The sequence below is a fragment of the Synergistaceae bacterium DZ-S4 genome (assembly GCA_025943965.1).
GTDB classification, from domain to species: Bacteria; Synergistota; Synergistia; order Synergistales; family Synergistaceae; genus Caenicola; species Caenicola nitritireducens.
Genome location: JAPCWD010000002.1, coordinates 112,208 through 131,358 on the forward strand (window position 1 = coordinate 112,208; position 19,151 = coordinate 131,358).

Genomic DNA, 19,151 nt, shown 5'->3' on the forward strand with positions numbered 1-19,151 from the left:
TGCATGGTATTGTGCACCTGCCGCTTTTGTTTTGCAACAATTTTTTATGCTGATCTAAATACTAAAATTTAAATAAATTTTAAAATTTCTTAAAGAACTAAGTTTTACTGATAATACTTATAATTATTACTATTTTTCTTAGGTAAATATTTTAAAGTTGCACATAATGTAATATTCTGAACATTGTGGTATGATTTGCTCGTAACGGTTTTCATTATCTTATTCTAACAGGGAGATGATATTTGATATGAAGATCGGATGTCCAAAGGAGATCAAGAACCGCGAATACAGAGTGGGACTTACTCCGGCTGCTGCTTCAACCTATGTGGGCGCCGGCCATGAGGTCTTTGTCGAAAAAGGTGCGGGACTTCAGGCAGGCTTCAGTGACAGCGAATATATTTCTGCAGGCGCTAAGATCTTTGACTTGGCCGAACATATCTGGGAATCCGCGGATATGATCGTCAAAGTCAAGGAACCCCTCAAACCTGAATATGGCCTTATGAGGGAATCTCAAATCATTTTCACTTATTTTCATTTTGCTGCGTGCGAGGAGCTGACCAAGGCATGTCTTAAGTCAGGATCGACATGCGTTGCCTATGAACTTGTCTCAGAAGAATGGGGTCTTCCCCTCCTTCAGCCTATGAGTGAAGTTGCGGGAAGAATGTCTGTGATAATGGGAGCATATTATATGGGAAGGCCTTACGGCGGAAGCGGACTTCTTCCGATGGGAGTTCCGGGAGTTTCTCCTGCAAATGTATTTGTTATCGGCGGCGGCACTGTCGGAGTAAATGCGGCTAAGGTCGCATCCGGGCTTGGAGCCAAAGTTACGATAGCGGACATCAACCACAGAAAGCTCGCCTACCTGGCAGATGTAATGCCTTCTAACTGCGTCTCTGTCTACAGTGACTCGATGACCATTGCCAACACGATAAAAGAATCGGACCTTGTGATCGGAGCTGTCCTTCTGCCCGGCGGGGCAAAGGCGCCAAAGCTTGTAAAGAGGGAGCACCTCAAAACGATGCGGCCGGGATCCGTCTTTGTTGATGTGGCGATCGACCAGGGCGGGATAGGCGAGACCTCCCACCCTACCAGCCACGACGATCCCGTATTTATCGAAGAGGGCGTAGTCCATTACTGCGTTGCTAACATGCCGGGCGCATACGCAAGGACTTCGGCCATAGCCCTTTCAAATGCAACGGTCACTTACGGAGTGCAGATAGCATCTCAGGGGATCGTAAGGGCCTGTGAGGAAAACAGGGCTATCTGCAAGGGGCTGTCCATCCACAGGCACAGGCTTACTCTGCCTGTAGTAGCCGACACCTTCAAAATGGACCAAGAATATACGGAGGCTCTAGCCGCATTGAAGCTGTGAGGTATTGACCTTTAGTGCTGATTCAACAATAGTTGTACAAAGAATAAAACAGAGGGCGAAACTTCTTCTTGGTTTCGCCCTCTGTTTTATAAAGTTTGATCACATCCATCTCTTAAGGTTTGAGAGGAAAAGTTTGTGTACATGCTTTGAAACCGGTCCGGGGTGCCCGTTTCCTATAGTCTGGTCACCGACGCTTATCACCGGAAGGACCTCTTTGATAGATCCTGAGATGAATGCTTCTTCCGCCTGTGAAAGTTCGCTTTCAAGAGGACACCTTTCCTCGACAGTGAAGTTGTTTTCTTTCAGCAGGGTGATCAATATTTCCCTCGTTATGCCCCTGAGGACCTTTCCGACCGGAGCAGTAACTATCTTTCCGTCCTTGCAGAGAAAAAAGCTGCTGGCCGTGGCTTCCGTTATCTCTCCGTTGACTATGTAGAGGGCCTCAAACTCGTTTGGTTTTGCCCCTATCATCGGGACATATCCTGTCAGGTAGTTTGTGCTCTTTGTCTCGGGAAAGGGCCGTTGCGAGTAGACCGGCCTCAGTGCTACTCCTCTGTTAAGTTCTTCCTGGGTCATCACGTGGGCTTCTTCAAAAATCACAAAAAAATCAGGCTCCGGAAAATGGCCGTGATCATTAAACCTTCCTCCGGTAATGTATGGTTTTATTACCAGGTCCTTATCGGGGAGTGAATCGCGGCAAACTCCTCTTTTAATGATATCGGGAAGTTCCCTGATTATTGCTTCCGCCTCTATGCCGCACCTCTTTGCGCTCTCGCTCAGCCGGTCGATATGCTCGTTGAGAGCGAATATATTTTTCCCGTATGTCCTTATTGAATCAAAAACGCCTATCCCGCGAAGAATAGCGAGGTCTGTAACAGGGATGCGGCATTCCTCCAATGGCATGAACGAACCCCTGTAGAAGCAAATAGACATAAGCACCAATCCCTTCATAACATATATCCCATCGTACTTCCGACTTAGGAACATTATCACTCAACGAAATAAATTGCAATCGAAAATAGTGAGGACTATAATTCATCAAATAAATTCGTTTGAGGAGTGTTCTTAATGTCAGAAAAGATACTGGGGGTCCTTGGCGGCATGGGACCTGCCGCTTCGGCGGAATTTTTGAAGATACTCGCGGAAAAATATCCTGCCGAAAAAGATCAGGACCACCCTGTCGTATATATGATATCGGACCCGAAGATACCCGACCGGGGAAGCGCGATCGAGGGAAAGGGGGAAGACCCTTCACCATACATAATAAACGATCTGGAAAAGCTGATCGGATGGGGTGCGGGGTTGCTTGCGGTACCATGCAACACTGCCCATTACTTTATCGACAGATTCAGGGACCGGATAGGAGTCCCGATCGTTCATATAATCGAGGCCACAGTGGAAGCTTCGATGGAGAGGTCAGCAGGGGGCGCCTGGATGATATCGACGATAGGCACGGCAAGGTCGGGACTTTACCAGAAAGCGGCTGCCGACAGGGGATACCGCCTTGTGATACCGCCTGAAGATGTGCAGAGAGAGATCCAGGAGGCGATAGTCTTCGTCAAGTCAGGAAAGATGGAGAGTGCGGCACGGGCGATAGAAAGGGCCGTAAAAAAACTATGGGAGATCGAAGATCTGCCAATTGTCACCGCGTGCACAGAACTGCCGCTCGCATACGATGCGTCGGATCTTCCAACGGAGAAAAACATATCGAGCCTTGACGCGCTTGCCGAAGCCTGCATCAGGGCCCTGACGGAATAAAACATGCCTTTGGGGCACGGTCGTTACTGTGCCCCGCTTGACCGCGTCCAATATAAAATTTTCCTCAATAGGTAATTTTACTGATTGAAGCAAAAACCAAAAGAGATAATATCTTAATTAAGTTATTAAGGTATTTGAATACCTTAATTAAGGTTGGTGAAAATGCATGGCGAAAGTAGCGGGTTTCAGCGAGGCAACATACATAGGGCTTCATGCAATGGTCCTGATCTCACAGAAAGATGGCGAAAGGATATCTATAAGAGAAATGGCAGAGACGATCTGCGTCTCGGAGGCACATCTTGCTAAGGTTGTTTTGAGACTGGCCCATACCGGACTAATCAGTACAACAAGAGGCCCGGGCGGCGGTGCGGTCCTTGCCAAAAAGCCAAAAGAGATAAGCTTTTTGGACATCGTCGAAGCAATAGAAGGTCCATTGGAAAATTCGAAATGCGTTTTTGGAAAAAGCAAGTGCTCTCGTGAGGGATGCATATTCGGGGATTTCCTCGTAAAGATGACCAAAGAAGCAAAAGAGTGGCTTAGATCTAAAACATTGGATGAATTTTAAAAATAGAAATTAATTCTGAGGAGGAAAAAAAATGAGAAAGATAATCAAGATCGACGAGGAAAAATGTGACGGATGCGGACTTTGTGCAGATGCTTGCCACGAAGGTGCGATAGTTATAGAGAACGGCAAGGCAAAATTAATAAGCGACAGCTACTGTGACGGCCTTGGAGACTGTATCGGGGAGTGTCCTCAGGGCGCAATCTCCTTTGAAATGAGAGAAGCTGCTGCCTACGACGAAGCAGCTGTTAAGGCGAGGATGGCAGCCAGAAAGAAAGAACCCTGCAGCGGGACCCTTCCCTGCGGGTGTCCCGGAAGCATGGCTAAAGAACTGAAGTCAGACAAGCCTGTACAGAAAGAAGAAAAAACTTCATGCAGGCAGGAGTCTGAACTCCGTAACTGGCCTGTACAGCTCTCCCTGGTGCCTGTTCAGGCACCATACCTTGAAGGGGCAAAACTTCTTTTGGCAGCAGATTGTACAGCATTTGCATGCCCCAACTTCCACAAGGACCTTCTTCCGGGCAAGGTGTGCCTCGTAGGATGCCCGAAACTGGACGAGGTAGAGCCATATATTGAAAAACTTGCACAGATCATAAAGCTGAACGGGATTGAAGAGATCGACGTGGCATACATGGAAGTTCCCTGCTGCGGCGGACTTGTCAAACTTGTTGACACCGCGGTAAAGAAATCAGGCCAAGCTGTGACTTTGAAACTTATCAAACTTTCGATGACAGGCAAGTTTCTTGAGGTAAGGCAGATATTCCCGAACTAGGGAATTTATTTTACATCGCCGGGATATCGGCAGAATAATTAAGGAGAGTGACTTCGATGTTTTGTTATCAGTGTGAACAGGCAGCAAAGGGTACAGGATGCACAGCAATGGGAGTATGCGGCAAAGATCCGCAGACAGCGGCACTTCAGGACCTTCTTCTTTATGAGACGATGGTTCTTTCAAAAGCAGCACTTGAATCAGGAGACAGTTCCGACGAAGTGTCCAAGATGGTCATCGAAAACTTATTTACGACAGTAACAAATGTAAACTTCGATCCCGAAACTCTTGCAGAGATGGTCAGAAATACAAGAAAGGCAACAGACGAGTTTGCCGGCGGATGCTCATGCTGCTGCGGATGCGGAGCTTCAGAAGAGCCTACGACCGACGAATTGGTCGAAGAGGGACAAGAGTACTCACCCCAGGCCGACATCGACAAGTACGGCGCAGACCTTGGCGGCCTCAAATGGCTTGCAGTATATGGACTTAAGGGCGTCGCCGCTTATGCCGACCACGCATGGATCCTTGGCCAGAAGGACAGGGAAGTCAACAAGTTCTTCCTGGAAGCAATGTCAGAACTCCTAAACGAGGATATTACAGTTGATTCAATGCTTGCGCTCAACCTCAAAATTGGCGAAGTCAATCTCAGAGTGATGGAAATGCTTGATGCAGCCAATACCGGAACATACGGACATCCCGAACCTACTATGGTCAGAGTGACCCCCGTGAAGGGCAAAGCTATCCTTGTCTCAGGACACGACCTTGGCGATCTTGAAGAGTTGCTGAAGCAGACAGAGGGCAAGGGTATCAACGTCTATACGCACGGTGAGATGCTTCCCTGCAATGCTTATCCTGAACTTAAGAAATACCCCCATCTCGTTGGCAACTACGGCGGAGCATGGCAGGATCAGCAGAAGGAATTCGACGAATTCCCCGGTGCGATCCTTATGACGACCAACTGCATCCAGAAGCCCAGGGAGAGTTACATGGCAAGGATCTTCACATGTGGACTTGTCCAGTGGCCCGGAGCAGTACACGTTGAGAACAGGGATTTCGCTCCTGTGATAAAGGCAGCGCTTGAGGCTCCCGGATTCACGGAAGATGCCCCTGAGAAGAGGATCATGATAGGGTTTGCCCGCAATTCAGTCCTTGGTGCCGCAGGCAAAGTTGTGGAACTTGTCAATGCAGGAAAGATCCGCCACTTCTTCCTTGTCGGAGGATGCGATGGTGCAAAGTCAGGACGCAACTATTACACTGAGTTTGCCGAGAAGGCACCTAAGGATACTGTCATCCTCACTCTTGCATGCGGCAAATTCCGCTTCAACAAGCTTGAATTCGGAGATATCGAAGGCATACCACGCCTTCTTGACTGCGGACAGTGCAATGATGCCTATTCTGCGATAAAGATCGCTGTAGCTCTTGCGGACGTTTTCAAGACAGATGTAAACGGGCTCCCTCTCTCGCTGATCCTTTCATGGTACGAGCAGAAGGCGGTATGTATCCTTCTCACGCTGCTTCACCTTGGAATAAAGAACATAAGGCTCGGTCCCACGCTTCCAGCATTTGTCGGCCCGGCAGTCCTTGACGTTCTTGTACAGAATTTCGGAATCAAGCCGATCGGAACAGCCGAAGGGGACCTCAAGGCGATTCTTGGCCAGTAAGCAAACAGAAGGCATAAAACCTTCTGCATAATTTAAAAAAAGGGACCCGGTCAGGCTGTCAAAAGCCAAGCCGGGTCCTAAAATATCCGGGGTGTTCAACTCATGTATGAAAAATAAAATGTTGTGTTGATCTTTCTTTGAGATCAATTATTTTGAAATGGCTTTTGATACTATCTCTTTTGCCTCATCGTTTATAGCGTCAAGGTGTTTACTGCTTATCAGGCTTTCCGCGTAGATCTTGTAGATATCTTCGGTCCCCGAAGGCCTGGCTGCGAACCATCCGTTTTCAGTCGTGACCTTAAGTCCGTCGATCGGGGCTCCGTTTCCCGGAGCAGTTGTCATCTTTGCGATTATTTCTTCACCGGCAAGTGTGTTCACTGCCACATTTTCAGGCGAGAGTTTTTTCAGTTTGCTTTTTTCTTCATGTGAAGCAGGTGCATCTTTACGGGAATAGTAGGAATGTCCGAATTTTTCAGTCAACCTTCTGTAATGTTCGGCCGGGTTTTTTCCTGTTACTGCGGTCATTTCAGCAGCAAGGAGATCCATTACGAAACCGTCCTTGTCCGTAGTCCAGACTGTTCCGTTTTTCTTCAGGAATGTCGCGCCGGCGCTCTCTTCTCCGCCAAAGCCAAGCATGCCCGACATCAGGCCGTCGACGAACCATTTGAAGCCCACAGGAACTTCATAGATTTTCCTGCTGATCGAATCCACAGCCTTATCGATCATTGAGCTTGAGACAAGCGTCTTGCCTGCCATACAGTTGTCGCTCCAGCCCGGGCGGTGAGTAAAAAGGTACTCTATTGCGGCTGCCAGATATGAGTTTGGGGGCATAAGACCCTCTTTTGTAACTATCCCATGACGGTCATAATCCGGGTCATTACCAAATGCTATGTCATATCTCTCTTTAAGTGCTACCAGGTTTGCCATCGCATAGGGGGAGGAGCAGTCCATGCGGACTTTGCCATCGTGATCAAGCGGCATAAACGAAAACGTAGGATCCACATCCTTGTTGATCACATCGATATCCAAGCCCCAAATATCAGCTATCGGCTCCCAGAAGTGTACTCCGGAGCCTCCCATCGGATCAGCTGCCATTTTCAGCCCGGAGCTGCGTATAGCCTCGATGTCAATGATCTGCTCAAGTGCCTTGACGTAGGGAATGATGTAGTCGATCAAGCGAACATTGTCAGAGGAAAGCGCATTTTTGAAATCTATACGTTTCACATCTTTAAGTCCGTCGGCAAGTATCTCGTTCGCCCTTTTTTCGATCAAAGACGTAATGTCAGTGTTTGCAGGGCCTCCGGACGGAGGGTTGTATTTAAAGCCTCCATCTTCAGGGGGATTATGCGACGGCGTTATGACTACGCCGTCAGCGACCGGAGCCCCGAAACCTCTGTTCCAGGAGAGTATCGCATGGGAGATCACGGGCGTAGGCGTGTAGCCAAAGCCGCTCTGGATCCTCACAAGGACACCGTTTGCTGCGAATACTTCCACGCTTGTCCTTAGGGCAGGTTCTGAAAGGGCGTGCGTATCCATTCCAATAAACAGCGGTCCTTTTATTCCTTGCGCATACCTGTACTCTGAGATAGCCTGTGAAATTGCCATTATGTGGTCTTCGTTGAAACTCCCTTTGACAGAGGATCCTCGGTGTCCCGATGTTCCAAATGATACCCGATGAGATCGTTCATTTGTGTCAGGATGCTCGGTATAGTATGAAGAAATAAGCCGGGGAATGTTTACGTCAGCTCTTTTTAGCATGTCCATCACCTCTTGAGCAATATTGTAACCCCTGGAACTGAGCAAAGATAGCTATGGTGTTTAACTTAGGATATCATTGTTAAATTTGTATATTTACATTAATAAATCTAAGTATGGAAAAATTATCAAAGAAATAGTTTCAAAATGCATGGTTGTAAAATGAAATCTGTAGTTACAAAAATGTATTATCATGCTAAAATCGCGACAAGGCAGTATGTAAATAATTATTGAATGAAAAGGGGAGATTCTTATGAGAAGACTGCAGCTTTTTATCACAGTAGTTTTTTTGCTATTTGTTTTTGCCACCCCTTCTTTTGCTGTAGCAGGACCGACTTATGATGAGGATAATTTGGCACTGATCAATGCGGCTGTATCAAATGAACTTGCATCAGCAGATATACCTGCTGGAATAGAAGTGAACGTTGAATTTGGTGAGATCACCGGATATATAACAAGCTTGGATGCGGCTGTCGGCAAGGAGTTGCAGTTTGTCAACCAGCTAGACATTGATTCTGAGAAATCAGGCGCAAAATGGGCAGAAGAAGAGGCAGAAGAAGCAATTACTTTTGAAACCTTCCTGGGAGCCGCTGGTTTTTATTTGGGACTGAATGATGGAGCGGTAGCCGATGGGAAGACCGGAGCAGTAGTAACTACACTTGAAATGACACTTACTAAAGCTTTCCTTGTAGAACAGGGAGTCTCACAGGCTGAGGCAGATGCGCTCTTTGCAGCTGATCCGGTCAATGCACAGATCACATTTTTCGATAAGTTTACGTATTTTAAAATTTTTGACGGCGCTGACCCCGAGATAGATCCGAGGGACATAGTTGAATTTGTAAAATCAAAATACACAGATGCGTTGCCGGGGTTCATTGAGTTTGCGGTAGACAAAGAAAACCAAAAACTGACTGTGGGTATAAGGTATATACTTATGGACGAAGCACCTGGAGATGGAGAACCTTTTGTAATAGACAAAAATATTGTAATTTACGAAGACTCGGAAGAAGATGCACAGGGAGTATTATTTATTTTCGACGGCAGGAAGAATGACGAACTTAGAGATCCTGTGAGTTTGGGCAATGAAGAAACACCTACTCCGCCCTCAGGATCATCAGGCGGATGCAGCACGGGCCTCCCGCTTATGCTGGCTCTTCTCGGCCTTCCTGTGATTTTCTACAAGAAGAAGTAACCAATTTTACAGATAAAAGGAACACTGTGTGAAACTGACTCCCGGACCTTCTGGTCCGGGAGTTTTGTTTTCTTTTTCGCTAAGATGCTTTGCCTCTGCTTTTTTAGCTTATAATAGTGGTTTGAAAGGAAGGAGAGGTGTCTGAGTAATGCATTTGTTTTTAGGTATAGCATTGGCGGCTCTTCTTGTGGCTGCGTATATCATAGCATCGGTGGCGAGATTGAAAGAGAACAGCGCTGCTATGGAGCAGGTCTCAAGGGAACTTCTGGTCAGGCTGCAGAATATCGAAGGAAAGCTTGAGGATACCGAACGCGACATCAACTCTGAATTTGTTTCTATGAGAAAAGAGCAAAGGGATGAAGCCAGGGCGGGACGCGAGGAGCAGTCAAAGGGCCTTACATCTTTTGGCGAAGCTCAGTCAAAGAGGATAAAAGAGATAGGAGACCTGCAAAGGGAAAGCCTTGAAGCTTTTTCACAGCAGCTTACCAACATCAGCCGTCTGAACGAGGAAAAGCTTGAGGCCATTAGAGGCACAGTCGAGTCTAAACTCCAGGAGATACATAAAAATAACGAGGAAAAACTTGAAAAGATGCGCGCTACAGTTGACGAGCAGCTTCACTCTACTCTTGAAAAGAGGCTCGGAGAAGCATTTTCGACCGTTTCGGAAAGGCTGGAGCTGGTGCATAAGGGACTTGGGGAGATGAAGGCTCTCACAGCTGACGTTGGAGACCTTAAAAAAGTCCTTTCCAACGTAAAGGTCAGGGGCACCTGGGGAGAGACTCAGCTTCGCGCACTGCTTGAACAGATACTTACAAAGGACCAGTATGCAGAGAACGTCGCAACCAGGCCCAACTGCGGCGAAAGGGTTGAGTTTGCGATCTCCCTCCCGGGAGCCAATGACTCAGCTTCGCCTGTGTGGCTTCCTATTGACTCGAAGTTCCCTCTTGAAGACTATCAAAGGCTGGTGACAGCTTCAGAAAATGGAGATGTTCAGGCACTGGCGGATGCCCAGAAAGCCCTTAAGAGCCGTGTAATAGAAGAGGCAAAGACAATAAGGGACAAGTATCTCGAGCCTCCATACACAACGGATTTCGGTATTCTTTATCTTCCGGTCGAAGGTCTATATGCAGAGATACTCCGGATAGACGGGCTGTGCGACACACTTTCCCGTGAATACAGGGTCGTTCCGGCGGGTCCGACAACAGTGACAGCCCTCCTGAACAGCCTGCAGATGGGTTTCCGCACCCTTGCGATAGAAAAGCGCTCAAGTGAGGTCTGGATACTCCTGGGAAAGGTCAAGACAGAGTTCGACAAGTTCGGGAACGTACTTGAGAAGACAAGGCAGAAGATCGAACAGGCAGGAAAAGAACTTGAGAATGCGGAGGTAAGGACCAGGGCCATCAAGAGGACTCTTAGGACCGTGGAAGGTGTCGCCCTTGAGGAGGGAGACGAAGATATCTCTGAAAACTGCGAAATGCTTGAATAGGAGAAAATATAAAATAGTATCAACAATGCTATTTGTATCATATGTGCGAGGGTTTTGATATATTGATATCAGCGCAAGAAGTTATTTGCAGCCGATATCAGAATTTGGGAATTACGGTTTTGCGTAACGGCCGATAAAGAGTATGGCCCCGGTGCCATTGTCCCTTATTATGTAGATGAAAGGCCTGTCTGCCTTGAATTCTATGATATCTCCGGTGTCCGGATTCATCGAGGTCTTTGTCATTATGACAGCCGTTGCCGCCGCTGCTTCCGTTCCTTCTTCCCCCACTTCAATGAAAGTCTTGTGGAGGGCCGCGCCAATGTACATATTTCTCTTCCCGTTCATACCTGAAAAATCAGCCCTGCCGGGGTCAAAAGCCTCAGTAATGCCCATTCCCTTCAGAGCCTCGCTTAGCTCAAAGCTTTGCTCCGTTTTAAATTTGGGAATGGTAAGCTTAACTTTATGAGGCGACATGAGGGTCGCCCACTCAGTAAATTTTGTGTAGTCAAGCTTTCTGTCTATCTTCCGGAGATCTGTTCCCTTTTGCGGCAGGAGTACAAGCATTGAAAATCTGTTGTCCTTGTAAGGGATCTCCGCGATCTCGATGCCGTCCTCTTTGAGATATCTGATCCCGCTCTCAGTCTTTGTCATCATAACTGTCGGGATCTGCTCCGAGGCAGCGGCGTAAAAAGGCATTGCACGGGAATTTCCCGGTTCGAACTTTGTCGCCCAATCTGATCTGAACCAGACGGCATTGGTAAGTACCAATAAAGTGTCTTTATTCAATATGCCGTCACCGATCAGGTTTTTTATTTTATGTTCTGTCTCTTTTTCCACCCATTTGTTTATCGTTGTCCGGGCTTCTTCCGTTTTGTCTCTGTAATCAAGCGCTGTCAGCAGGGCTCCGTAAAAACGGCTCATCATATCTTTGTATTTAGGAAGCAGCTTTTCGCCTTTCGCCGGCCATAGTGCGTTTGCCGTCTTTACAGCCGCTGTTCCTTCGGGTACTGAGTTGATGTCGTTTATCAGTGCTGCCATGCTTCTGTGCATATCGGGATCAAAGTGGAGCACACTCCTCATTTCTCCGGCAGTCTCGCCTGCCGCCCCTGCGTATGTCATTGACAGGGCGGATGATATGCTGTAGGGGGAGATGAAGAGGCTGTCCCCGGACTTTGCCGCCATGTACCTGTAAATGTCGAATGTGAATTTACTGACTGCTTTTGCTGCCTGGAAGTTAAGGGGTCTTTCCTTCGATCCCGGTCCTCCGGTCTCCACTGCCGAGAGCCCTGCCGCAAGGGCCAGGTCTTCCAGTTTTGTCCTCATCTTTTCGAAATCGCGGCCCTTTGCCCCGAGTTCGTTCCTGTAACCGTTGATCAGCTGGCGCATAGCGCAAAGGATATCTTCACTCATTAATGACGGTTCGGCAGAGATCTTCTGAAAGGCATAGACGATCATCTCCGCTGTCTGCTCTTTTGTGTAGGAGCTTTCGCCGGGATCGACCCTTTCATTTATCAGGGACCGGTCCGAAAGTATCTCAAGGGAGTGGTATGTCCAGTGATATGCCGGTATGGAATCATTCGCCGAAAGCGGCGTCGGTGTGATCGTTAAAAGTATTGAAAGGATAAGGAACAGTTTTTTCATCATTCTGTCTCCATTCCGTTTTGTTGTCTCTGACCTGGCATTATAGAGTGATATTACAATAATTGATTTAGTATTCATGCTGATTTTATCCTTACATCAGAAAAATCAGCCTGATCACACTGATCCGGATAGTCGTTTCTGTGACCTTTTCCAACATTTCTCCCGAGGTTGGTATAATAGTCACTGTATCTGAGACTATCAAAAGAAGGGAAGTAGTATCATTGCCGTCAATGACAGTTGATCCTTCAAAATGCACAAAATGCGGGACATGCGTAAAGGTCTGTCCTGCAGGAATAGTTAAGGTTGGGGATACGGGTCTGCCTGAGATGGATGTAAGGCTGGCAGGGCGCTGCATCGAATGCGGCCATTGCGCACTCTTCTGTCCCGAAAGCGCCAATTGTCTTTCCTTTCTGAAAAATGATGAGATGGTCGCATCCGCGGATCTCGGTATGCCCTCAGCGTCAGAGGCGCTGAACTTTTTAAAGACCAGGAGAAGCATAAGACGGTTCAAAAGCGAGCCTTTGCCTCAGGATGTTTTTGACAGGATATTCGAGGCCGTAAAGAACGCCCCCACCGCATCCAACAGGCAACCGGTAAGATGGATAGTTTCATCGGATCCTGAAAAGACAGTGGAGATCACCAACCTTATCCTCTGCTGGATGAGGGAAGAGATATTCAAGGATCCGACATCACAGATCGCCATCATAGGCGCTGCGATGATAGCAAAGGCGAAAGCCGGGGAAGATGGCCTGCTGAGGGGAGCGCCTCATGCCGTGATCGCCGTGGTGCCAAAAGATCACATGTGGCCGGAGGATGCATCCATCGCGCTTACATACCTTGAGCTTGCAGCACATGCCATGGGGGTGGGAGCCTGCTGGGGAGGCTTCCTTACCGCCGCTGTCAGAAACTTCAAAGGCCTGAGGGAATATCTTGGCATAGGCGAGGATGAACATGTCTGCGGGGCACAGATGATCGGATATCCGTTGATAAAGCCCGTCAGACAGTTCCCTCCGAGGAAAAAGCAGAATATTGAATGGATCAGGCAGAGGAAAGAGGACCTGTTAACATAAGATTTTCAGTCCGTTAAGTTTATACATTATAATGTCCGGGGGGATAGCGTCAGTTTTCCCTTTTCGGCAGATCAAACAGCCCGGGAGGCACACTGAATGACAGAGAAAGACTACACGCTTGCTTCTACGATAAGGGTCAGATATAGTGAGACCGACCAGATGGGGGTCGTTTACTACGCTAATTATCTTGATTGGTTTGAGGTTGCAAGGACTGAATTCTGCCGCCTTATGGGGATTCCGTACTCAAAGTGGGAAGAAGACGGACTGATCCTTCCGGTAGTCGAAAGCCACTGCCGCTACAAGCACCCTGCCAGATATGACGACCAGATACAGCTTTGGTGCAGGATAACGGATGTCAGGATCTACAGCGTGACATTTGAATACAGGCTGCTGAGAGCATCTGACTACAAACTGACAGCAGAAGGCTGGACAAAACACGGATGTACTGACTGTAAAGGCCGTCTGTATAAAAAGGAACATCCGTTTTATAACTGGATAATGTCCCGTGAAGAGGCAAAGACGCCGGGAGAGTAGGTAAAAATAGAAAATAAAAAGGGTTTTTCGCTCATAGAGCTGCTTGTCGTCATGCTGATCATGGGAGTGATCGCCGGCGCTTCCTGCCTGGTCTTTGCAGACGGGGAAGACGGCGACAGGGTCGTACGGGAAGAGGCCGATAAATTTGCTGTCTGGCTGACGGAGATGATGTCAAGGGCACAAATGGAAGAGTGCGGATTCAAACTTTCCATGTCACAGCAAAGCACAAGGAATGCTTCTTTCAAGCTGACATGGCAGGGAGGTCCGAGGCATGGGTCGGCAGAGGTCTATGAGTCTTCAAAGGCGAGAATATTTCCTCAGAGCGGAAATCTTTCAAAATCACGGATTTTCGACGGGGAATGGAGCTCCATGACACCGGCAGTTACTCTTGACGTAAAACCAGTGCCTCCCGGCAAAGCCAAAACTTTATATATCGTAGTGTCAGGGGCAGGATGTGTGTCTGTACGGGACAGGATAAACTGAACGCCTTGCCATCTGACTTTATAACTCTACTGTGATGACAGGATAGGATGTGCTCTTTTGGAAAAGAAAAAATCATGGCATTACGAGATCGATTTCAGATGCTCCTTCGGCATCTGGCCCTTTAAAAAAACTCTTGAGATAACGCCGAAGGGATTTTACTGGTGCGGAGAACTGATCCCAATGAAAGATATCACCAGGCTGAGATGGGGAGTAGACCTCAGAAGGGGTGGAGTTTTCCCCAAGAGGGTCTATGCGGCAGTCTTCGGCACTTCAGAAAAAGAGTACACGATAAAGACCAAACAAAAAGATTTTTATGAACACCTCACTGACAAATACTGGAAGGCAGCGGGGAGACGCCTTCTCTCAGAGATGATGGACGGTCTTGCCGAAGGCAAAAAGTATCAGTTCGGTGATATATCGGTGGAGGACGAGGGCATCACAGTTTCAACAAAATCAGCTTTCTCCTCCGTAAAAGAGTCATATTATCCATGGAGCGAACTTATGTGGGGTATAGTCAACGGCAGCCTTTGTTTTGCCAGGAAGGAAGAACCGGGCAGGATACTTGCAGGCTGTTCGTTCCTCTGGGTCGACAATGCCCATGTTCTCAATGTTGCGTTGGGCCTCCTCCAGAACAGCGAAAACAAGAAAAAACTGAGTCTGCTGAAAGTCTGAGCACTTGCCGGAATGCGATGAACGGAGCGAAGCCCGGTAATACCAGGGCTCCGCTCCGTTCATCGCATTTGTATGCTGTTGTACGCACTTAAAGCTTGAATTTGCTGAATTCGTCCCTCATGCCTTTTACTGCCGCTGCAAGAGCATCCGGTTCAAGGACCATCTCCATCATGGAGATCTGCTCTTCCCACTGCGCTTCATTGCATTCCGAACGGATCTCTTCATCAAAAACGTGGTATACCGCGAGTCCCAACGAGACTCCCGCAAGTGGCCCTGCAAAAGTAGGATCGCCGTTTGTTACGGTCTCGGCGTAGATCTCTGCGCCTTCCGCGTCAGAAGAACCAAGTATCACTACACAGTTCCCGGCTCCGTACTTCTCAGCCGCATCGACGATGCGCTGCTGGTTCTGCAGGTCCATTGCCCCTGCCGCGGTTCAGACAAAGCATTCAGTGGCAGAAAATACTATCTCAGCCCCGCTCTCTTTCAGACATGCCTCCATGGCCGGTCCAGGGACGCCGTCCCTTTCTCCCAGGAGGAGAAGTTTCTTACCTGCCAGTTTGCCCATGGCTGAACACCTCCTTAGGTTTGTATTTTGCGCGTCCTTGAAGGACGTTGACGCCTATCCGATAAGTTTCACTATCTCCGCCCTGATCGCTTCAGGGGTGCATTCTTCCTTGGAAAGGCGTTTTACCTCCACTCCGTCTTTCCAGAAGAGGAATGTCGGAAGCCCCATTACGCGGAATCCCATTGCGACCCTCTTGTTGACAGAACAGTCTACCTTTGTAAATTTGGCCTTGCCCTCAAATTCCTTTGCCATCTCTGTGTAGTGGGGCATAAGGCCCATGCATGGAACGCACTGGGGTCCCCAAAAATCCACCACGACAGGAAGTGCCTTCTCCTCGCGTACCTCAGCGTCACAATTTTCCTTGGTCAGTTCGATCATTTGGTTTCGCCTCCTGAAATACTAGATACCCAATAGACATCTCCTGCTTATGGTATCACTAGTCCTGATTAAATATAAGCCCCGGGGTCCAAAACTACGAAGAAATGCTGTCCAGAATGGAAATATCCCTGAGTGCCCTCTGTAGCATCTGCCGGTCGATAAGCGCGAAATCCTCCTGCGGTTCCGAGCAGTTTCTCTCCCTCTCTATCAGATATCTCTCTCTTGCTTTCTCTACCGCGATTATCCCGTCCTTGTCGTACTGTCTCTCTGATTCCTCTATCACCAGGGACCTGTAAGGTCCGCGCATTATTGGGACGTTCGGAGGAAGGGGCGCGGAAAGGAGGCGCCACCCATGCTGCAGGAGTTCTTGGGTCCTGTCCAGCACGTCGATAGGATCTCCTTCCGTTGAGATGACGCCGTAAGGCATCTCCGGACTCCAGTAGATCTCGGGGTTGTTGGTAACTATCTGAAGTATCTTTTCAGCCATTTGCTCTCTCCCCAACAGTTCCAAAGGGCAGGACGGGGAGCCTTAAAGATCCCCATGCCTGCCGTAAAGGATCATTTTTCAAATATTGTCTGCTCAGTTATCTGTGTTGTAATAGCTTTGAAGGAACGGAGCAGAAGTTCTCTCCTTACAGCCCTGTCTCCCTCGGGACCAAGAGCCGGATTCCCGGTCGGATGCGGTATCGCAACTCCCGGTACGATCCTGTTCGTTCCTACCGTAAGCATTATGGGTACTATCGTTGCGATCTGTACGACCGGAATGCCTGCCACTCTTTCTATCTCGCGGGTCATCGATGCGCCGCATCGAGTGCAGGTTCCTCAGGTGGATGTCAGGATCGCTGCGTCGACGCCCGCCTTTTTGAGTTCCTCACCGATCTCCCTGCCAAACTTTTCGGCATTTGCGACGGCTGTTCCGGTTCCCGTGGTCGTGTAGAAAATTGGATGGATCTTTCCGAAGACCCCCTCCTCCTCAAGTTCGCGCATAACGTCGAGAGGAAGCACCACGTCGGGGTCGACATTTGCCCATTCGCGGTCATAACCGCCATGGATGGACTCGTAGTTCTCCGGAGTCATGTTTTTGAGTTCTGATATGTCGTAAGCTCCGAAGTTTTCAGCTGATGAGACCCTAATGTGGTCGGGGTTTCCCTTAGGCACTATGCCGCCGGACGATACGAGGGCTATCGTGGCCTTCCGGAGGTCTTTGACAGGGGCCGCAGGGGGGATCTTGTTGAAGACGGGCATCTCGTACTCTGTGCGGAATCCTTCTCCCTTAAGTTTTGCGAGCAGCATATCAACAGCTCTTTCGGCACCGCTCTTCTCATGGAAGAAAGATTTTCTTATGCCGCGGTGGATATAACCTTCCAGCCTTGCGGGCCCCATCTTTTCGCCCTTCAGAAGCTTGGTTCCGATGCTTACCATTGCAGGTATCGCCTTAGCCATTCCCCTTGCGCTGTCTGATGTTATTGCGATATATGTTTTTTTGGAATAGAGCTCGACTCCGGGGTTCTCCGGGTACATTGCGGTAACTGTCGGTATCCCGAGTTCTTCCCCTGCAGCCGCCGCTATGTCCCCGCACGCGAATCCGTATCTTCCTGCGTTGAAAGCCGGTCCCGCAAAGAGGATGTCGGGCTTTAGCCCCTTTATCATTTCAAGGCATGCTTTTCTTGCTTCCTCGGTGTTCTCTCCGTAATACCCGTCTCCGCATATCACAGTTCCGACGACCTTGCCCTCCCCGTTGAAGAGCTTTTCGATCTGCATGCCGGGGCCGACAAAGCCCTCCCTGAGTTCAGGCTTGTGGTCAGCCATTTCCTCGCCGCCTATGCCCGCGTAAAACTGGTTAATATAGTGAACTATCCTGTATGTCATGTCAGCCGCCTCCTTTAGACCCATTCGCAGCCAAGTTTGTTGAAGCCGATCTCAGCGGTCGAGGCAATAACGGACTGAAGTTCGACGTACATTGACCCGTCGGGCCTCAGACTCTCTTCGGCTCCGCCTGAAAGGAGTGAGATAGCTTCTTTGCATCCGATGACTTTTTTCATCGCCGGGACCTCGATCATCTCGTTTACATTCCCTGTCGATATGAACGCGTCAAGTTCGGGGGTGGCATCCGCCAGGCTCTGGCTCGCCCCGTCAGTTCCCGCTGACTCATCGGATACCAGCACCGTTTTGATCCCCGCCTTCTCAAAGTATTTTGCATTGAGGCAAAGGTCAGTGTCGGGATTTCCGTAGCCCTCTTCGGATATTACCGCGCCGTCAGCTCCGAGCTGCTGCGCTATGGAGAGGTTCATGCTGACTGCCCTGAGTTTTCCGTCGAGAACGGTGCTCTCCTGTGTTGGGATCATGCCCAGGAAGTTGATCTCCTTGCCGTGCCTTGCATAGAGGGCCTGGACTATCGGATTGTGGAGGTGATGCCATGTCGTGTTCTTATCGCATGCCGAGACGCAGTTTCCTGAGACCATCGCCCCGTCCAGCACTTCGTTGGGGTGTAGAAGGGTGGGAAGTGCAGGTCTGAGATCGCTTGCATAGAGGTATGTGTCATGAAGGAGGCCCTGAGTTATATTCATGCACACATATACGATCTTAGGCAGATCAGGAAACTTCGCCGTCTCTTCAAAAGTATTGTCCTTTTCGAATACCTGTACCTCGTCGGCCTTCCATTCATTTTCGGAACAGCAGCGGGCGAGATATACCCCCAGCTTCAGTCCGGCTTCGCGGAGTGCCGCTTCATAGTGGTGCTTTTCGAGTCCTTCAGCGGGTTCAACGTAGAGCACCACGTTATAGGTCTTTGAGAAAGGTGTGTATGGCGCTCCCGGGCCGCTCATGTCAATAAAACCCTCCTGGAAGGCCACGATCGGCCCGCAGGTCACCACAGCCGCACCGTCAAGAACAAGAGTCGCACCCGATCCGGCTTTTTCCATGGGTGCGAAGAATCCCGGGAAATACCCGCTGCTGCCAAGTTTCACCCTTGGTTCTACAACATCCTTGACCGGAATTATCCTTGTGCTCTCTCCGGGAGAGGCCAGATCCAGTTCAACTTTCGCAAAACGCCTGTCTTCCGCTATCAATGCCCCGGCCTCTTCTTTGCTGATGAAAAGGGTACCGCCGGAAGTGTATGTCTTTTCGGCGAAAGCAAGGCCGGTAATGTGTATCTTGTGCAGTTCCAGCCGCATTTAAAAATTCCTCCTTTGTCATTCTGATTTCCATGTCGCCTTATTGAATTCTAATTGCATTTTGGACCAAAAAGCATTAT

At 48.9% G+C, this 19,151-nt stretch carries 19 protein-coding genes; 11 read left to right on the forward strand and 8 right to left on the reverse strand.

Going from position 1 to position 19,151, the window contains the following annotated elements; genetic code table 11:
* Positions 1–247 precede the first annotated feature (247 nt).
* Positions 248–1,372: an alanine dehydrogenase gene (ald, locus tag OLM33_01920; GenBank protein MCW1712434.1), complete on the forward strand. Its 1,125-nt coding sequence runs from the start codon at positions 248–250 to the stop codon at positions 1,370–1,372.
* 99 nt (positions 1,373–1,471) lie between these two features.
* Here ald and OLM33_01925 read toward each other — a convergent pair whose 3' ends face one another.
* A complete protein-coding gene (locus OLM33_01925) occupies positions 1,472–2,323 on the reverse strand; it encodes an aminotransferase class IV (GenBank protein ID MCW1712435.1) in 852 nt (283 codons plus the stop codon).
* A 117-nt stretch (positions 2,324–2,440) separates the two neighbouring features.
* Here OLM33_01925 and OLM33_01930 point away from each other — a divergent pair, with 117 nt between their 5' ends.
* The 4 genes from OLM33_01930 to hcp all read left to right on the forward strand — a co-directional run bounded on the left by OLM33_01930 (position 2,441) and on the right by hcp (position 6,122).
* Positions 2,441–3,130, forward strand: coding sequence for an amino acid racemase (locus OLM33_01930; GenBank protein MCW1712436.1), 690 nt, complete (start codon positions 2,441–2,443; stop codon positions 3,128–3,130).
* Positions 3,131–3,296: 166 nt separating this feature from the next.
* Entirely contained in the window at positions 3,297–3,695 is a 399-nt protein-coding gene (locus tag OLM33_01935; protein ID MCW1712437.1) for an Rrf2 family transcriptional regulator, read from the forward strand.
* A gap of 31 nt (positions 3,696–3,726) precedes the next feature.
* Positions 3,727–4,464: a 4Fe-4S binding protein gene (locus OLM33_01940; GenBank protein MCW1712438.1), complete on the forward strand. Its 738-nt coding sequence runs from the start codon at positions 3,727–3,729 to the stop codon at positions 4,462–4,464.
* A 56-nt stretch (positions 4,465–4,520) separates the two neighbouring features.
* Positions 4,521–6,122 (forward strand): hydroxylamine reductase, encoded by a 1,602-nt coding sequence (gene hcp / locus OLM33_01945; GenBank protein ID MCW1712439.1) that lies wholly within the window; start codon positions 4,521–4,523, stop codon positions 6,120–6,122.
* A 147-nt stretch (positions 6,123–6,269) separates the two neighbouring features.
* Here the strand turns inward: hcp and pgm are convergent, their stop codons facing one another.
* Positions 6,270–7,880: a phosphoglucomutase (alpha-D-glucose-1,6-bisphosphate-dependent) gene (gene pgm / locus OLM33_01950; protein MCW1712440.1), complete on the reverse strand. Its 1,611-nt coding sequence runs from the start codon at positions 7,878–7,880 to the stop codon at positions 6,270–6,272.
* A gap of 250 nt (positions 7,881–8,130) precedes the next feature.
* On the opposite strand from pgm, the gene OLM33_01955 reads away from it, so the two are divergent.
* On the forward strand, positions 8,131–9,069 hold the full coding sequence (locus OLM33_01955) for an SYNERG-CTERM sorting domain-containing protein (GenBank protein MCW1712441.1): 939 nt from the start codon (positions 8,131–8,133) through the stop codon (positions 9,067–9,069).
* Between the two features lie 148 nt (positions 9,070–9,217).
* Positions 9,218–10,555, forward strand: a complete 1,338-nt coding sequence (rmuC, locus tag OLM33_01960) for a DNA recombination protein RmuC (GenBank protein MCW1712442.1) — start codon at positions 9,218–9,220, stop codon at positions 10,553–10,555.
* 111 nt (positions 10,556–10,666) lie between these two features.
* Here the strand turns inward: rmuC and OLM33_01965 are convergent, their stop codons facing one another.
* Positions 10,667–12,196 carry a serpin family protein gene (locus tag OLM33_01965; GenBank protein ID MCW1712443.1) on the reverse strand — a complete coding sequence of 510 codons (1,530 nt, stop codon included), beginning with the start codon at positions 12,194–12,196 and terminating at the stop codon, positions 10,667–10,669.
* A 140-nt stretch (positions 12,197–12,336) separates the two neighbouring features.
* Here OLM33_01965 and OLM33_01970 point away from each other — a divergent pair, with 140 nt between their 5' ends.
* From OLM33_01970 to OLM33_01985, 4 genes are all read left to right on the forward strand, one after another.
* The gene (locus OLM33_01970; GenBank protein MCW1712444.1) at positions 12,337–13,266 is read left to right on the forward strand and encodes a nitroreductase family protein; all 930 of its coding nucleotides are present in this window, start codon (positions 12,337–12,339) and stop codon (positions 13,264–13,266) included.
* Positions 13,267–13,362: 96 nt separating this feature from the next.
* A complete protein-coding gene (locus tag OLM33_01975; protein ID MCW1712445.1) occupies positions 13,363–13,800 on the forward strand; it encodes an acyl-CoA thioesterase in 438 nt (145 codons plus the stop codon).
* A gap of 6 nt (positions 13,801–13,806) precedes the next feature.
* Positions 13,807–14,283, forward strand: a complete 477-nt coding sequence (locus OLM33_01980) for a prepilin-type N-terminal cleavage/methylation domain-containing protein (protein MCW1712446.1) — start codon at positions 13,807–13,809, stop codon at positions 14,281–14,283.
* Between the two features lie 57 nt (positions 14,284–14,340).
* Positions 14,341–14,955: a hypothetical protein gene (locus tag OLM33_01985; GenBank protein ID MCW1712447.1), complete on the forward strand. Its 615-nt coding sequence runs from the start codon at positions 14,341–14,343 to the stop codon at positions 14,953–14,955.
* A gap of 88 nt (positions 14,956–15,043) precedes the next feature.
* Here the strand turns inward: OLM33_01985 and grdA are convergent, their stop codons facing one another.
* The 5 genes from grdA to OLM33_02010 all read right to left on the reverse strand — a co-directional run bounded on the left by grdA (position 15,044) and on the right by OLM33_02010 (position 19,071).
* Entirely contained in the window at positions 15,044–15,520 is a 477-nt protein-coding gene (grdA, locus tag OLM33_01990; GenBank protein MCW1712448.1) for a glycine/sarcosine/betaine reductase complex selenoprotein A, read from the reverse strand.
* A 54-nt stretch (positions 15,521–15,574) separates the two neighbouring features.
* Positions 15,575–15,898: a thioredoxin family protein gene (locus OLM33_01995; GenBank protein ID MCW1712449.1), complete on the reverse strand. Its 324-nt coding sequence runs from the start codon at positions 15,896–15,898 to the stop codon at positions 15,575–15,577.
* Between the two features lie 94 nt (positions 15,899–15,992).
* On the reverse strand, positions 15,993–16,385 hold the full coding sequence (locus tag OLM33_02000; protein ID MCW1712450.1) for a GrdX family protein: 393 nt from the start codon (positions 16,383–16,385) through the stop codon (positions 15,993–15,995).
* A 71-nt stretch (positions 16,386–16,456) separates the two neighbouring features.
* The gene (locus tag OLM33_02005) at positions 16,457–17,767 is read right to left on the reverse strand and encodes a glycine/betaine/sarcosine/D-proline family reductase selenoprotein B (GenBank protein MCW1712451.1); all 1,311 of its coding nucleotides are present in this window, start codon (positions 17,765–17,767) and stop codon (positions 16,457–16,459) included.
* Positions 17,768–17,781: 14 nt separating this feature from the next.
* Positions 17,782–19,071 carry a glycine/sarcosine/betaine reductase component B subunit gene (locus OLM33_02010; GenBank protein MCW1712452.1) on the reverse strand — a complete coding sequence of 430 codons (1,290 nt, stop codon included), beginning with the start codon at positions 19,069–19,071 and terminating at the stop codon, positions 17,782–17,784.
* Positions 19,072–19,151 lie beyond the last annotated feature (80 nt).